Here is a 14,199-nt window from a genome sequence, read left to right as displayed (position 1 = left end):
GATTTACGGATCCCTTTGTCCCAGTCGACGGCAGTCCTGATATCGACATCGGCCAAAGCGGCCGCCTCACGGCGGGGAGTGCCAGCCGCGCGGAGCTCACGGAACATCTCACGCCCAGGGTGCGGTTTCGGCCCTCGAATCCCAACGCTGCGCGCCCAACGGTAGCCAGTGCCGCGGTTGATGCCCAGCTCAGCCGAGGCAGAAGTCACGTCACCAAGTCGCTCCAGCAGAGCCAGAAAAGACGCCTTGTCCGCGCACGGATTCTGTTCGTCGGTCGAGGGCTCATTGGTCGGGTTTAACGTGGTCATACAAACTCCCAAGAGTCTGGGTGTTGCAACGACCAGTAGAACCCAAGTCTAACGTGGGCCCAATTTCCGGGCCCGGGCCCGGAAAGAAACAGCGGGTGGGTCAGGCGGCCTTCGCGGCCAGCACCTTCTCGATCGCATCGACGATCTCGGTCGACTCCGGCTCCACCGTGGAGGCGAAGCGGTCCACGATCTCGCCCGACGGTGTCACCAAAAACTTCTCGAAATTCCACTTGATCAATCCCGGCAGCAGGCCCTGCTTGAACTTCGTCAGCTCCGCATACAGCGGATGCTGGTGCTTACCCCGCACGTCAACCTTGGCCGTCATCGGAAAGGTCACCCCGTAGGTCATGCCACAGAATTGGGCGATATCTTCCTCGGTGCCGGGTTCCTGCCCCATGAACTGGTTGCTCGGCAGGCCGAGCACGACCAGGCCCTCATCGGCGTAGCGCTGATAGAGCGACTCGAGGCCGGCATACTGCGGCGTGAACCCGCACTTCGATGCCACATTGACGACGAGCACCGTCTTCCCCCGAAAGGCATCAAAAGATGTTTCTGTTCCGTCGATGAGGGTGAGGGGGATGTCGTACAGCGCAGAAGAAGTCATTCGAAGATTTTATCGATCCAGCCTCCATGCGGGCTGCACGGGAGCTGTGTAGCTGCACCGCGCTCGTACAGCTGCACGCTGCCTGTGTAGTTCGTGCATTTTCCCCGAACGGGTGGCAGATTCACGTATCCTGAGGGCAGATCAAAAATCATGGCGATCCATTAGAGGATCCGGATTTTTGGGCCCGCGCGGCGCAGCGCAGTTCCCGCCGACCGGGCCATCACCCCAGTTCCACTCGAATCAGTCCTTCGCAGACCTGCCCCAGCGCAGATGCTCCGACGATCGAACGTGGCCAGCCGTCGGCATCCGCTAGTCACAATCGCACCAGGAGCACCATGAATTCCTACGTATCCAAGTCCACTAAACGCGCCGCCACGGCCAACGAATATGTGACGCACGACGTCCGTCGGGCGATCACCGCGACCGGCTACATCAGCGGCACCGTGCAGCACCTCGAGGCCGGCGAGTATGTGTCGCCGCAGCCGACCATGGCCGGACACCGCGCCGCGTAGCCTGCGGCCAGGCCGCGTCAAGCGGCACCAGAGAGGGATTTCGCCACGCGCGGGGTCCCTCTTTTCGTGCCCGAAACGCTGATCGTTTCTGCATCGGTAGACTAAGGAGGTATCTGGCCGGCATTTTGCTTGCCCGCCAGGCACGACACGAGGTACGCGCATGCGCGCTGAAGCCCCCTGAGCCGGCTCGCCGGCTTCGCATGCCCGTGCTCGGTCCCCACACACCTGGACATGCAGTACCGCAGACAACGAAATGAGATTCATGAATAACCACTACCTCGACCTGAGCACTCCGCCGGCATTGCCCGCTCGCGGCATGCGCATCATCCCACTCGGAGGCCTCGGCGAGATCGGCCGCAACATGACCGTCTTCGAGCACAAGGGAAAGCTTCTCATCATCGACTGCGGCGTTCTCTTCCCCGAGGACAACCAGCCCGGCATCAATGTCATCCTGCCCGACTTCACCGCCATCCGTGACCGCCTGCAGGACATCGAGGCCATCGTGCTCACCCACGGCCACGAAGACCACATCGGCGCCGTCCCCTACCTGCTCAAGGAACGCGGCGACATTCCCGTCGTCGGCTCCAAGCTCACCCTGGCCTTCCTCGCCGCCAAGCTGCAGGAGCACCGCCTCAGCCAGAACTTCATCGAGGTGAAAGAGGGCGAGCGCCGCACCATCGGCCAGTTCGATCTCGAATTCATCGCTGTGAACCACTCCATCCCCGACGGCCTCGCCATCGCCATCCGCACCGAGGCCGGCCTCGTGCTCGCCACCGGTGACTTCAAGATGGACCAGTTCCCGCTCGACAAGCGCCTCACCGACCTCGGCGCCTTCGCGCGCCTGGCCGAAGAGGGCGTCGACCTGTTCATGACCGACTCGACCAACGCCGAGGTTCCGGGCTTCACCACCGCCGAGAAAGACATCGGACCGGCGATCGACACCGTGTTCCGCACGTCGCCGCGCCGCATCATCGTGTCGAGCTTCGCGAGCCACGTGCACCGCATCCAGCAGGTCATCGACGCTGCCGTCAAGCACAACCGCAAGGTGGCTTTCGTCGGTCGCTCTATGGTGCGCAACATGGGCATTGCCACTGAGCTCGGCTACCTCAACGTTCCCAAGGGCCTGATCGTCGACATGAAGGCGCTCGAGCGCATGAAGGACGATAAGGTCGTTCTCATCTGCACCGGTTCACAGGGCGAGCCGATGGCCGCCCTCTCGCGCATGGCCAACCGTGAGCACGTCATCAAGATCGGCGAGGGCGACACCGTGCTGCTCGCGAGCTCGCTGATCCCCGGCAACGAGAACTCCATCTACCGCGTCATCAACGGCCTGATCCGCTGGGGCGCCAACGTCGTGCACAAGGGCAACGCCAAGGTGCACGTCTCTGGCCACGCCAGCGCCGGCGAGCTCGTCTACTGCTACAACATCGTCAAGCCGGTCAACGTCATGCCGATCCACGGTGAATGGCGTCACCTCACGGCCAACGCCGATCTCGCCATCGCGACCGGTGTCCCCGCGGACAACGTCATCGTCGTGGAAGACGGCGTCGTCGTCGACCTCATCGACGGCCACGCCAAGGTCACCGGCCGCGTCGTCGCCGACTACATTTTCGTCGACGGCATGACCGTGGGCGGGGCATCCACTGCCGCGATGGAAGACCGTCGCAAGCTCGCCGAAGACGGTACCATCACCATCCTCGGAATTCTCAACGCCAAGACCGGCACGCTTTCCGAGCCGGTCGAGTTCCTGGCCCGTGGATTCGTGCACGACGACGAGTGGGTCAAGGGCGCGACCAAGGTCATCGATGAGGCCATGAAGGCCGCGAACCGCATCAAGATCGTTGACGGTGCCGAGCTCGAAGACCTGTTCACGCAGTCCGTGAGCCGTTGGATGAACCGCAAGTACCGTCGCAGCCCCGTCATCACTTCCGTGGTGGTTGACGCGTAAGCAGCAGCACCAGAAAGGCCGCATCTTCCACGAGGATGCGGCCTTTTTTGCGAACGTAAAGCGCTACATGAAGTCGTCGGCCGTGGCGTTTGCGATGTCGATCAGCACGAGCTTCGGGTTCTCCTTGGCGATGGCCTGCAGGCGCCACGGCGTGCTGAACAGAGCCAGCAGCGTGCCGTCTGAGCGGGTGAACACCTCCACCTGGCGGGTACCGGCGAGCACGAGTGCGCTTTCCTTGTCGGTTTTGCGGGCCACCTGGTAGGGGAGTGCTTCCATGCGAATATCGGCGTGAAAGTCGTGCACCATGCGGTCCTCGACCACCTCGAACTGCATCGGCCCGACGGCGCCGAGCACCGGAGCCTGCTCACCGCGCACCTCGGACCGCATCACTTGGATGACGCCTTCATGGTCGAGCTGGTCGATGCCGCGCCGAAACTGCTTGTGCTTGCTGCTGTCCACTGGACGAATCGCCCGAAAGTGTTCGGGGGAGAACAGCGGCAGTGGCGGAAACTCCACCCGTTCGTCTTCGAAGATCGAGTCGCCCACGCGCAACGCCGAGGCGTTGACGAGCCCCACAATATCGCCGGGCCAGGCCTGGTCGGTGACGGTGCGCTCCTTGCCGAACAGCTGCTGGGCGTACTTGGTGGCGAAAGGCCGGCCGGTCGCCGCGTGCGTCACGATCATGCCGCGGCGAAATTCGCCGGAGCACACCCGCACGAAGGCGACGTGGTCGCGGTGCGCCGAGTTCATGCCGGACTGAACCTTGAACACAAAACCGGAGAACGGTGAAGTGACCTTGCGCGGGTTGCCGTCGATGTCGATGCGCGCTTCGGCCGGCGGCGCGAACTCGACCAGGGTGTCGAGCAGTTGCTGCACCCCGAAGTTCGCCACGGCGGCGCAGAACAGCACCGGGGTGGTCTGCCCGTCGAGAAACAGCTCGGAGTCGTGATTCTGCGACTCCGCGTCGAGCAGGTCAGATTCTTCGACAGCGGATGCCCACGCCGGGCCTTCCTCTTTAGCCGCGTCGGCCGCATCCAGCCGCACCGATTCGGCCACGGTCGCGCCGCCCGCCGTGCGGGTGTAGCGCAGAAAGTCACCGGAGCGGCGATCGAGCACACCGCGCAGGTCGCCGGCCTCGCCGACCGGCCAGTTCAGCGGGGTCGGCAGCAGCCCGGTGCGGGTCTGGATCTCATCCATCAGGGCCAGGGGAGTGTCGCCGGGACGGTCCCACTTATTGATGACGGTGATGACGGGAAGCCCGCGTTGCTTGCAGACCGCGAACAGCTTCATCGTCTGCGGTTCGAGACCCTTGGCGGCGTCGACCAGCATCACCGCGGCATCCACCGCCGAGAGCACCCGAAAGGTGTCCTCGGAGAAGTCGGCGTGGCCGGGCGTGTCGACGAGGTTGATCACGGCGTCGTGGTACTCGAACTGGATGGCGGCGCTGGTCACCGAGATACCGCGGGCCTTTTCCATCTCCATCCAGTCTGAGACGGTTCCGCTGCGGCCGGCCTTACCGTGCGTGGCACCGGCGGAGGTGATCGCGCGGGCGTGCAGCAGCAGGGCTTCGGTCAGGGTGGACTTGCCGGCGTCGGGGTGGCTGATCACGGCGAAGGTGCGGCGCCGGCGAGCCTCGCGGGGAACCTGTGGGTTGGGCACGGAGGCGTCGGTGGTCATGGCTGCTTTCCTGCGGCTGATTCGGGCAGCATACTTAGCCAGCCGATCGATCAAGGGATTCGACAGGCGGCGGCCCAGGGCGGATGTGCACCTGCACAGGCCGCCCAGATTTTGCGCAATTTTCAGTCTAACAAATTGGGGACGCACCGACGGGCAGCCGGCCGCATCACCCCTATTCGGCCGGCTGCGGCGTACATTTTGGTAACGGTTTAGCGTGCCGTCGGGAAATGTCGGCGGCCTCGCCTAAAGTCGGAAAAAGAGCACTTTACGACGAGAAAACCCGGCAAAACTGACTGGTCGGGCGAGCACCCGGGAGGAGAACGCAATGCCCCGACAGGTGGTCTCATCGTCTCTGGACGCAATGTCGGTTGGCCGTGTGCAGCGGGCCGAGACAGGGCAGACCCAGACAGGGCAGCCCCAGACAGGGCAGACCCAGACGGGGCAGACCCAGCCAGCCGTCGGTTCGGGCGCGGTGCGCCGTCAGATTCCGGGAACCGAGCTGCGCGTGCATCCCCTGGCCCTGGGGTGCAACGCGTTCGGCTGGACGGCAACCGGTGAAGCCTCCCACGCTATCCTCGACGCGCACCGCAACCTCGGCGGCAATTTTCTCGACACGGCAGACAGCTTCGCCGCCGGGCGCAGTGAAGTGATCATCGGGTCGTGGTTGCGCTCGCGCGGTGCACGTGCCGAGACCGTGCTGGCCACGAAAATCGGCCGCAATCTCGACAATCCCGGGTTGACGCAGCGCAGCATCGTGGCCGCCGTCGAGGCCAGCCTGGTGCGGCTCGGCACCGACTATCTCGACCTGCTCTACTTTCACTTCGACGACAAGATCGTCGCCCTCGAGGAGAGCCTCGTTGCCGTCGACGCTCTCGTGCGCGCCGGCAAGGTGCGCTACCTCGGTGCGAGTAATTTCTCGGCCGAGCGGCTCATGGAGGCCAGGGTGCTCTCCGGCCTCGGCCTGCCCAAATTCGTCGCCGTCGAAACCCCCTACAACCTCGTGCATCGCGCCGAGCTCGAACAGGACGTCGCCGTCGTTGCGCGGGCCCAGCATCTCGCACTGATGCCCGGCTTCGCCCTCGCGCACGGCTTTCTGGCGGGCGCGTTCCGCACCAAAGCGGATGCCGCCGGCACCGCCCGCGGGCAGCTCGCCGCGGTCTACCTCAATCGTCGTTCCCTGCGCGTGCTCGCCGTGGTCGACCGCATTGCGGCGGCGCAACAGGCAGCGCCGGCGTCGATTGCCCTTGCCTGGTTGCTCGCCCGGCCCGACGTCGTTGCTCCGGTGGCCGGCGCCGGCCGGGCCGACCAGGTGCCGTCCCTGGTCGCGGCGGCGGGCATCCTGCTCGGCCGTAACGACCTGCTCGACCTCGACCGGGTATCCGCCTTCTAATCCAGGGGTGCGGCGAGAGGCCTAGTCGCCCGACTCGTCCAGCACGCGCTGGATAGCGCGCAGCAGGGCGGTGTGGGCACCGATCGGGTCGCCGAGGTTGGCGCCGGCGAAGGCACCGTCCCTGGCGAGAAAGAAGTCGTCTGCGGCATCGCCGGGCCGGGCGTGACCCATGCCCCGGAACATGTCCTCGATGGACCGACCGTACCAGTCACGGTGGGCCGCTACCGCCTGCCGCACCGGATGGGCCGGGTCGGTGAACTGGGCGGCCGCGTTGATGAACGGGCAGCCGTGAAAGCCTTCGCGAATGACCTGGGCCGAGATCTCGGTGACGACGCCACGCAGACGCTGTTCGGGAGTGTCGAAGCGGGTGTCGAGGCTCGCGAGAAAATCGCGGGCGAGGCGGTCTCTGCCCTGCAGATACACCACGATCAGGGCGTCCTTCGAGCGGTAGTACTTATAAAACGTGGCTTTGGTGACCTTGGACTCGCTGATGATGCGATCCACACCCACGGTGTGAACACCCTCGGTATAGAACAGGCGGTCGGCGGTGGCGAGGATACGCACCTTGGCGTGGGTCGCCGGCCGAACGACCTCAGCTATCAGCGTGGTCATGCGAGACTCCTTGGTCGAGGGGCAGAAAACAGCCCCGGATGAGCGCAGATCCGGGGGGTTTCCCCGGTCGGCATCCAGACTGTAACACACCCTAGACAGACCAGTCTGTCGTAACCGGCTGCAGGGGCCATTCCGGCCAAACTGGGGGTGGCTCGGCGGGTTGCCGTGCCCGCACCGGTCGTCCCGATCGGGTCTTGTAAGGTGGTGGATGATATGAACGGTGCAGTCGACTTTCCCCTAGACCAGGCCGAACTCTCGTTTCGGGCCGCCGGCGATGCCCTCGTCCGTCGCACGGTACTGCCGAGCGGGGTGCGCATCCTCAGCGAGCAGGTACCTGGTGCCCGCAGCCTCACCATCGGCTACTGGGTGGCCGTCGGATCGCGCGACGAACAGCCGGGCCATTTCGGCTCCACCCATTTTCTTGAGCACCTGCTGTTCAAGGGCACACCGACGCGTTCTGCCCTGGACATAGCGATCTCCTTCGACGCGGTCGGCGGCGAACACAACGCCATGACCGCCAAGGAATACACCTGCTACTACGCCAAGGTGCAGGACCGCGACCTCGGTATGGCCATCGACGTGCTCACCGACATGCTGACCTCCTCGAAGCTGGATTCCGATGAATTCGAAACCGAGCGTGGCGTCATCCTCGAGGAACTCGCCATGGCCGACGACGACCCGGCCGACGTCGCCAACGAGCGATTCTTCGAAGCCGTGCTGGGTAAGCATCCGCTCGGCCGCCCGATCGGCGGCAGCGCCGACGACATTCGGGGTGCCACCCGCACCGCCGTGTGGGAGCATTACCAGGCCAACTATCGCCCGCAGGACCTCGTCGTCACGGTTGCCGGTGCTGTCGACCACGACGAACTTGTCGCTGCCGTCACCCGCACCCTCGAACGGGCCGGCTGGGACCTCAGCATTGTGCAGACCCCGGTCAGGCGGCGGGGCGGTCTGCCAGCCGACATCCACCAGGGACAGGCCCTGACCATCGTTAAACGCCCGCTCGAACAGGCCAACCTGCTGTTGGGAATGCCCGGCCTGCTGGCAACCGACGACCGGAGGGTGACCATGAGCGTACTCACCTCGATTTTCGGCGGGGGCATGTCGAGCCGATTGTTCCAGGAAGTGCGGGAGAAGCGCGGCCTGGCCTACTCGGTCTACTCATTCGCGCCCGGCTACTCCGACGCCGGCCTGTTCGGCATGTACGCCGGGTGCACACCGGCCAAGGCCGGCCAGGTGGCCCAGCTCATGCTCAGGGAATTGCACCGCCTGGCCGCCGACGGCGTTACCGCCGACGAGATGAAGCGGGCATCCGGCCAGCTGAGTGGGGCATCCGCTCTCGCGTTGGAGGACTCGGACACCCGCATGTCCCGCTTAGGTCGGTCCGAGATCACCCTCGGCGAGTTCGCCGACCTCGACGAAGCACTGCGCCGCCTCGCCCTGGTCACCGCGACCGACGTGCAGCAACTTGCCGCGGAGTTGGCGAGCGGTCCGGTGTCGATTTCAGCCGTCGGAGCCCTCGAAGACGACGCGTTCGCGGCTATTCTCCCGGGCTGACCGGTCGCCACCCGCTCGTGCACCATCCGGCCCGGCCGGTCTCGAACTGTGAAATGGACAATGATGCCCCAGTACATCTACCTGGTACGCCACGGCGAGCAGCAGGATGCTGAGCACGGCCTGCACGACGGCCCGCTCTCGCCCCGAGGCAAGCGACAGGCTCTTCTCGTCGCCGATCGCCTCAGCGGGGTTCCGTTCACCGGTGCGTGGCATTCGCCGCTGCAGCGTGCCGCAGAGACCGCCCAGATCATGGCTGAACGGCTGCCGGCCCTGCACAGCGAGCCGTCGGCATTGCTCTTCGACTGCATCCCCTCCGGTCGGGCCGCCGAAACGCCCTCGGCCTACGACCCGTTCTTCGGCTCGGTCACCGACGACGAGATCGCCGCCGGCCGTGCGCAGATGGAAGACGCCGTCGCCGAATTCTTGCAGCCACGGCGCAGCCAGCGGCACGACCTGCTGATCACCCACAATTTTGTGATCGCCTGGTTTGTGCGTGAGGTGCTCGGAGCCCCCGACTGGCGTTGGGTCGGCATCAATCAGGCAAATTGCGGCCTGACCGTGCTGCAGCAGAAGCCGGGGCGACCCTGGACGCTCGTCACCCATAACGACCTCGGTCACCTGCCGGTCGAGTTGCGCACCGGGCTGCCTGAACCCCTGATGTTCTAGACGTCCAGGTTCTCAGCGGTCGGGCGCGGGCACGTGACCGGCCGATCAATTGGTAGATTGGTTTCATGACAACGACGGTGGCCATCATTGGCGCAACGGGCAAGATGGGCCGTCTGGTCTCCGACCTGATCGATCGAACCGAGGGCTTCAAGGTTGTCGCCCGCCTCGACTCGCACAGTGCGCTGAGCGAGATGCTCGGGGCTGACATCGCCGTGGACCTGACCCGTCCCGACGTGAGCCGTGACGTCGTCGACTTCGCGACCGAGCATGGCATGCGGGTGCTCGTCGGCACGTCCGGCTGGAGCCAGGAGGGCATCGACACTCTCAGCCGCCGCCTTGCCGACCGCGACGACACCGGCGTCATAATCATTCCGAACTTTTCCATCGGGTCTGTACTCGCAACCGCGTTCGCCGCCCTCGCCGCCCGGTTCTACGACTCGATTGAAATCGTCGAAGCGCACCAGCCGGCCAAAGTCGACTCGCCGTCGGGCACCGCCGTGCGCACCGCCGAACTGATCGGCCAGGCTCGCGCCGAACTCGGCCCCGTCTCAGCACCACACACCGATCAGCGCGCTCGCGGCCAACAGGTCGCGAGCGTTCCCGTGCACAGCCTGCGCCTGTCCGGCCTGCTGGCCCGGCAGGACGTCTTTCTGGGCGGTACCGGGGAAACCCTGACGATCAGCCACAACACGCTGTCCCCGAGCGCCTATGAGAGCGGTATTCTGCTGGCCCTCACCGCAGCGCGAACGGCCACAGGGGTAACGGTCGGCCTCGACCAACTCGTGGATCTCGGATTCGCAGCGCCCGCCATCAGCGAAGGTGGCGTCAAATGAAGGGCAAGATCGCGGTCGTCGTCATGGCGATACTGCTCGTGTTCTACCTCGTGCTGGTCGGAGTTCGCGCCGTGCTCTTCATTCAGAGCGGCGAGTCGATCGGCATTGCCATCGGGCTCGCGCTGCTCATCCTGCCGTTGATCGGCTTCTGGGCGCTCGCGCGTGAGGTTGCGTTCGGTATCCGTTCGGAACGGCTCGTGCGTCAGCTCGACGACCTTGGGGGGCTTCCCTCCGCCGAACTCCCGGTGCGCCCGAGCGGCCGCCCCTACCGAGACGCCGCCGACGAGCAGTTTCCGGCCGCGCAGGCCGAGGTGGAAGCCCAACCCGACAGCTGGCACGCCTGGCTGCGGCTCGGCCTCGCCTACGACGCCTCCGGCGATCGCAAGCGCGCCCGCGGCGCCATCCGTACCGCGATCGCGCTCGAACGCACGCCGAAATAGGCTCTGACCGGCCGACTAGGGTTGGCGCAGCATCCAGGCGATCGCGGTGGCCGGCGTGCGATGAAAAAATTCGAACCCGTCGTCGAGCAGCTTCCGAGCGCTGACTCGCTGGTCGGCGAGCAGCAACTGGCGCGCAGCATCCTGCAACAGAAGCGTCAGAATCTGCTTCGGTACCGGCAGCACGAAGGGCCGGTGCAGTGCGGTCGCGAGCCCGTGAATGATGTCGTTGGATGTTGCGGGGGTCGGCCCGACCAGGTTCACCGGGCCAGAGAGCGCCGAGGTCAGCAGGTGCACGATGGCTGCGGCCTCGTCGTGCAGGCTCACCCAGGCCCAATGTTGGTTGCCGCCGCCGAGCGGTCCGGCGAGACCGAGTTTTGCCAGGGGCAGTACCGGTTTCAGCGCGCCGCCCTTAGCCAGGACGAGGCCGGTGCGCAGCAGGACGACCCGTGTCGGTTCCGGCGCGAGCACAGCCGCCGCTTCCCACTGGGTGACGACGTCGGCGAGAAAGTCGGTTCCCGCAGCGGATGTCTCGGTCAGAATCTCCCCGGGACGATCACCGTAGACCCCTACGGCAGAACCGTTGAGCAGTACGGTCGGTGGTGTGGCCGCCCGGGCCAGAGCATCAGTGATCGTGCGGGTAGCTGACAGGCGGGAAGTCAGGATTTCCTGGCGATACCCCGCCGTCCACGGGAGCCGCGCCAGGGAGGCCCCCGACAGGTTGACGACCGCGTCAACGGTGTCGAGCACGTTCGCGTCGAGAGCGTGAGCTGCCGGGTCCCACCGCACCTCGTTTTTGCCCAAGGCTTCCCGGCGCACCAGACGCACGGGGGTGTGCCCCGCAGCGGCCAGCTGGCGGCTCAATTCCCGACCGATCAGGCCGGAGGCTCCCGCGATGAGAACGCGCACGCCTGTGGCCTAGGCCAGTTCGGCTTCAATGGTGATGGGAATGCCCGCGAGTGCTTTCGAGATCGGGCAGTTTTCCTTGGCATCCTGGGCGAAGGCCTCGAACTCGGCCTCGGTGAGGCCGGGAATCTTCGCACTGACCAGCAGGTGACTGCCGATCACGCCGGTGCCGGCCGCGAATGTGACAGCCGCAGTGGTCTGGATGCTTTCCGGGGTGTGCCCGGCCGAGCCGAGAGCGTTCGCGAGGGCCATCGAGAAGCAGGCCGCGTGCGCAGCGCCGAGGAGTTCCTCGGGGTTGGTGGTGTTGGAGACCCCCTCAGCTCGGGCTTTCCAGTTCACCGCGAACTCGGCGGCGTGGGAAGAATCGAGGGTGACGGTACCGGAACCGGTCGGAAGATCGCCGGTCCAGACGGTGGTTGCTTCACTGGTGAGCGTCGTGGGCATGGTGTTACCTCCAGGTGATTGAATTCCACCCTAACTGTCCCACCTGCCCCACGAACGAGTCCCGTCTGGGAATTGCCTGAGACCCAGCCGACATGCCCGGGCGGCCGCCCCCACCCCGGATGGGTCGGGCGTGCCCCGGCCGGGCTTCGGGAACGGCTTAGACGTTCTCGAGGGTTCTGCCGCCCCGGTTGAGCACACCGAATCGCACGAGGAGCAGGTAGATCTGGCAGCCCAGGCAGTAGTCGAAGACCGCGTTCAAAAAAGCAGCGACGAACGCCGCCGCCGCAGCGATTCCGACAGCGTCGGGTACACCGGCCAGACCCAGAATCAAGCCGACCAGGGTCACGGCCAGACCGACACCCTGTGCGAAGGTGGGCGGGGCCGCATCTTCGAGCTCCGTCGGTGGCGCGAGGCGCGGACGCACGAATTTTTTGAACAGCACGCTGTACGGATGCCGACCGGCGCCGGCCAGCGCGCCCCACGCGAACAGTGCGGTGAGTGCTGCCAGCAGCACCACGGCGGCAACGGATGCGCCGATGAGCGACAAAAACACCACCGTGAGCAAAACACTGGCAGTGATGGCGGCTCCGAAGCGGGGGCCGCGCGGATCGAGTCGTGGGCGAGGCGTCGTAGCCATGTCAGCTCCCGGGAGTCGTGGTGAGTGGGCGAGACGTGTTCTGGGCGATGGCATCGAGCGTCGCACTGATGTCGGCCCGATTCGGTGCTCCGCCCACGCGAGCCCGAACCCGCCCCGACCCGTCCAGGATCAGGGTCGTCGGTGTTTGCAGTACGGAGTAGCGGTTGGCGAGGTCGGCGCGGTGGGTGAGATCCACGTCCACGTGCACCACCCCGGGCCGCTGCTCGGCCACGGCAATCAGCAGACGGCGGGTGCCCGGGCAGCGGGCGCACAATTCGGTCGAGAATTGCACCAGGGTCGCGGCAGGGCCGAACGCGATCGACGAGGCGACATCCGCTGGCATGATGACGTCGCCGCTCCCCGAGGCCACCAGACCCTGGCGCGCCCGCCAGATCAGGCCCAGAACGGTCGTGGCCGCCAACAGGGCGAGCAACAGTCCGATCGCTTCGAGTGGGTTCATGGTGTCGACGTTACGGGGGCGCGCACCCGGTCGGGGGAGTATGACGAGAGATGACGTGGCGCGCACCCCCGCCGAGTTCAACGTGAACGGCCGAGTCGCACCGTCACCGGTTATGCGGGGCGCGGGACGGGGAAGCGATAGCCTGTACTTCGTGTCTACCTCTACGAATCCCTTTGGCCAGGTGCTGGTCGCGCTGGTCACCCCGTTTACTTTTGATGGCGAAGTGGACTGGGCCGGGGTGGAGAAGCACATCGACGACGTCATCAACGCCGGTGCCGATGGCATCGTCGTCACGGGCACGACCGGGGAGACGAGCACCCTGACCGACCCGGAGAAGATCCGTCTGGTTGAGGTTGGCAAGTCGGTCGCGAACGGCCGGGCCAAGATCATCACCGGCGGCGGCTCGAACGAGACCGCCCACGCCATGCAGCTCGCCCGCCAGAGCGAAAAGGCCGGCGCCGACGGCAATATGATCGTCACTCCGTACTACAACAAGCCGACCCAAGCCGGAATACTCACGCACTTCCGTATGATCGCGGATGCCACTGACCTCCCCGTCATCCTCTACGACATCCCCGGTCGCACTGGCGTCGCGATCGCCTACGAGACCATCCTGCGCGCGGCCAAGCACCCCAACATCCTCGCCATCAAAGACGCCAAGGGCGACTTCGCCCAGGTCAGCCGGGTGCTCAACCAAACCGACCTCATGTACTTCTCCGGCGACGACCCCAATGTGCTGGCCCACCTGTCCATCGGTGCGACCGGCCTGATCGGCGTCACCGGAAACATCACGGCCACCCCGTACCGACACATGGTCGACGCGGTCAACCGTGGCGACCTCAAGGTCGCCACCGCCGCGCACCAGCAGCTCGAGCCGCTCGTGCGTGCCGTGATGACCCACGTTCCCGGCACCGTCGCCGTGAAGTATATTTTGCACGGCCTCGGTCGCATCGGCAGCCCGCGCGTTCGTCTGCCGCTGGTCGGCCCCGAGGACTCCGAAGCAGCCCAGATCGAAGACGAATTGTCGCTGGTCAGAGACATCCCCGGTGTGGATTTCTCCAACTTCCGCCCGGACCGCAATGCGGCCGCCGGCGGTTCGCTGCCCAAGGTCGCCGGTACCACCCGCTAAGGCACTCGTGCCGGCCGGCTCGGTGCTCACGGCACTCCTGGGCGTTCGCGGCACTCGTTTCGAGGGGCGCCACGAGATG

The 14,199-nt window shown here is 65.7% G+C and carries 14 protein-coding genes and 2 pseudogenes; 8 read left to right on the top strand and 8 right to left on the bottom strand.

Going from position 1 to position 14,199, the window contains the following annotated elements; genetic code table 11:
• Together BMW72_RS19050 and BMW72_RS14540 are read right to left on the bottom strand one after the other, a co-directional pair.
• Positions 1 to 308, bottom strand: a pseudogene (locus BMW72_RS19050) (hypothetical protein); the annotation flags it as partial.
• 100 nt (positions 309 to 408) lie between these two features.
• A complete protein-coding gene (locus BMW72_RS14540; RefSeq protein WP_092111783.1) occupies positions 409 to 912 on the bottom strand; it encodes a glutathione peroxidase in 504 nt (167 codons plus the stop codon).
• A 335-nt stretch (positions 913 to 1,247) separates the two neighbouring features.
• On the opposite strand from BMW72_RS14540, the gene BMW72_RS18820 reads away from it, so the two are divergent.
• A complete protein-coding gene (locus BMW72_RS18820; RefSeq protein ID WP_166787639.1) occupies positions 1,248 to 1,424 on the top strand; it encodes a hypothetical protein in 177 nt (58 codons plus the stop codon).
• Between the two features lie 262 nt (positions 1,425 to 1,686).
• Positions 1,687 to 3,372: a ribonuclease J gene (locus BMW72_RS14535; protein ID WP_092111780.1), complete on the top strand. Its 1,686-nt coding sequence runs from the start codon at positions 1,687 to 1,689 to the stop codon at positions 3,370 to 3,372.
• Between the two features lie 63 nt (positions 3,373 to 3,435).
• On the opposite strand, the gene BMW72_RS14530 is transcribed toward BMW72_RS14535, so the two are convergent.
• Positions 3,436 to 5,049, bottom strand: a complete 1,614-nt coding sequence (locus tag BMW72_RS14530; protein WP_092111779.1) for a peptide chain release factor 3 — start codon at positions 5,047 to 5,049, stop codon at positions 3,436 to 3,438.
• Positions 5,050 to 5,374: 325 nt separating this feature from the next.
• On the opposite strand from BMW72_RS14530, the gene BMW72_RS14525 reads away from it, so the two are divergent.
• The gene (locus tag BMW72_RS14525; RefSeq protein ID WP_241983756.1) at positions 5,375 to 6,439 is read left to right on the top strand and encodes an aldo/keto reductase; all 1,065 of its coding nucleotides are present in this window, start codon (positions 5,375 to 5,377) and stop codon (positions 6,437 to 6,439) included.
• A 21-nt stretch (positions 6,440 to 6,460) separates the two neighbouring features.
• Here BMW72_RS14525 and BMW72_RS14520 read toward each other — a convergent pair whose 3' ends face one another.
• Positions 6,461 to 7,051: a TetR/AcrR family transcriptional regulator gene (locus BMW72_RS14520; RefSeq protein WP_092111777.1), complete on the bottom strand. Its 591-nt coding sequence runs from the start codon at positions 7,049 to 7,051 to the stop codon at positions 6,461 to 6,463.
• A 213-nt stretch (positions 7,052 to 7,264) separates the two neighbouring features.
• On the opposite strand from BMW72_RS14520, the gene BMW72_RS14515 reads away from it, so the two are divergent.
• The 4 genes and pseudogenes from BMW72_RS14515 to BMW72_RS14500 all read left to right on the top strand — a co-directional run bounded on the left by BMW72_RS14515 (position 7,265) and on the right by BMW72_RS14500 (position 10,547).
• Positions 7,265 to 8,608 carry a M16 family metallopeptidase gene (locus BMW72_RS14515; RefSeq protein WP_092111775.1) on the top strand — a complete coding sequence of 448 codons (1,344 nt, stop codon included), beginning with the start codon at positions 7,265 to 7,267 and terminating at the stop codon, positions 8,606 to 8,608.
• 63 nt (positions 8,609 to 8,671) lie between these two features.
• Complete coding sequence (locus tag BMW72_RS14510) at positions 8,672 to 9,274, top strand: histidine phosphatase family protein (protein WP_092111790.1); 603 nt, start codon at positions 8,672 to 8,674, stop codon at positions 9,272 to 9,274.
• Positions 9,275 to 9,339: 65 nt separating this feature from the next.
• Positions 9,340 to 10,159, top strand: a pseudogene (gene dapB / locus BMW72_RS14505) (4-hydroxy-tetrahydrodipicolinate reductase); the annotation flags it as partial.
• Positions 10,104 to 10,547, top strand: coding sequence for a tetratricopeptide repeat protein (locus tag BMW72_RS14500; protein ID WP_092111770.1), 444 nt, complete (start codon positions 10,104 to 10,106; stop codon positions 10,545 to 10,547). The pseudogene dapB and the gene BMW72_RS14500, both read left to right, overlap by 56 nt.
• A 15-nt stretch (positions 10,548 to 10,562) precedes the next feature.
• Here the strand turns inward: BMW72_RS14500 and BMW72_RS14495 are convergent, their stop codons facing one another.
• From BMW72_RS14495 to BMW72_RS14480, 4 genes are all read right to left on the bottom strand, one after another.
• Positions 10,563 to 11,453 (bottom strand): TIGR01777 family oxidoreductase, encoded by an 891-nt coding sequence (locus BMW72_RS14495; RefSeq protein WP_092111768.1) that lies wholly within the window; start codon positions 11,451 to 11,453, stop codon positions 10,563 to 10,565.
• Positions 11,454 to 11,462: 9 nt separating this feature from the next.
• Positions 11,463 to 11,894 (bottom strand): OsmC family peroxiredoxin, encoded by a 432-nt coding sequence (locus tag BMW72_RS14490; protein ID WP_092111766.1) that lies wholly within the window; start codon positions 11,892 to 11,894, stop codon positions 11,463 to 11,465.
• A gap of 157 nt (positions 11,895 to 12,051) precedes the next feature.
• Positions 12,052 to 12,531, bottom strand: a complete 480-nt coding sequence (locus BMW72_RS14485; RefSeq protein ID WP_241983757.1) for a DUF4395 domain-containing protein — start codon at positions 12,529 to 12,531, stop codon at positions 12,052 to 12,054.
• 1 nt (position 12,532) lies between these two features.
• Positions 12,533 to 12,991: a TlpA family protein disulfide reductase gene (locus tag BMW72_RS14480; RefSeq protein WP_092111762.1), complete on the bottom strand. Its 459-nt coding sequence runs from the start codon at positions 12,989 to 12,991 to the stop codon at positions 12,533 to 12,535.
• A 151-nt stretch (positions 12,992 to 13,142) separates the two neighbouring features.
• Between BMW72_RS14480 and dapA the strand changes: the two genes are divergently transcribed.
• Positions 13,143 to 14,120 (top strand): 4-hydroxy-tetrahydrodipicolinate synthase, encoded by a 978-nt coding sequence (gene dapA / locus BMW72_RS14475; RefSeq protein WP_092111788.1) that lies wholly within the window; start codon positions 13,143 to 13,145, stop codon positions 14,118 to 14,120.
• Positions 14,121 to 14,199: the final 79 nt, after the last annotated feature.

It is taken from the genome of Cryobacterium luteum (genome assembly GCF_900110125.1).
Classification (GTDB): Bacteria; Actinomycetota; Actinomycetes; order Actinomycetales; family Microbacteriaceae; genus Cryobacterium; species Cryobacterium luteum.
The sequence above is the reverse complement of the archived record's forward strand: the minus strand, read 5'-3'. Positions and strand labels throughout refer to the sequence as shown.

What these genes read in the sequence shown, in the direction of transcription:
- BMW72_RS14540 (WP_092111783.1), bottom strand. Translation starts at nt 912, where the DNA reads ATGACTTCTTCTGCGCTGTACGACATCCCCCTCACCCTCATCGACGGA.
- BMW72_RS18820 (WP_166787639.1), top strand. Translation starts at nt 1,248, where the DNA reads ATGAATTCCTACGTATCCAAGTCCACTAAACGCGCCGCCACGGCCAAC.
- BMW72_RS14535 (WP_092111780.1), top strand. Translation starts at nt 1,687, where the DNA reads ATGAATAACCACTACCTCGACCTGAGCACTCCGCCGGCATTGCCCGCT.
- BMW72_RS14530 (WP_092111779.1), bottom strand. Translation starts at nt 5,049, where the DNA reads ATGACCACCGACGCCTCCGTGCCCAACCCACAGGTTCCCCGCGAGGCT.
- BMW72_RS14525 (WP_241983756.1), top strand. Translation starts at nt 5,375, where the DNA reads ATGCCCCGACAGGTGGTCTCATCGTCTCTGGACGCAATGTCGGTTGGC.
- BMW72_RS14520 (WP_092111777.1), bottom strand. Translation starts at nt 7,051, where the DNA reads ATGACCACGCTGATAGCTGAGGTCGTTCGGCCGGCGACCCACGCCAAG.
- BMW72_RS14515 (WP_092111775.1), top strand. Translation starts at nt 7,265, where the DNA reads ATGAACGGTGCAGTCGACTTTCCCCTAGACCAGGCCGAACTCTCGTTT.
- BMW72_RS14510 (WP_092111790.1), top strand. Translation starts at nt 8,672, where the DNA reads ATGCCCCAGTACATCTACCTGGTACGCCACGGCGAGCAGCAGGATGCT.
- BMW72_RS14500 (WP_092111770.1), top strand. Translation starts at nt 10,104, where the DNA reads ATGAAGGGCAAGATCGCGGTCGTCGTCATGGCGATACTGCTCGTGTTC.
- BMW72_RS14490 (WP_092111766.1), bottom strand. Translation starts at nt 11,894, where the DNA reads ATGCCCACGACGCTCACCAGTGAAGCAACCACCGTCTGGACCGGCGAT.
- BMW72_RS14485 (WP_241983757.1), bottom strand. Translation starts at nt 12,531, where the DNA reads ATGGCTACGACGCCTCGCCCACGACTCGATCCGCGCGGCCCCCGCTTC.
- BMW72_RS14480 (WP_092111762.1), bottom strand. Translation starts at nt 12,991, where the DNA reads ATGAACCCACTCGAAGCGATCGGACTGTTGCTCGCCCTGTTGGCGGCC.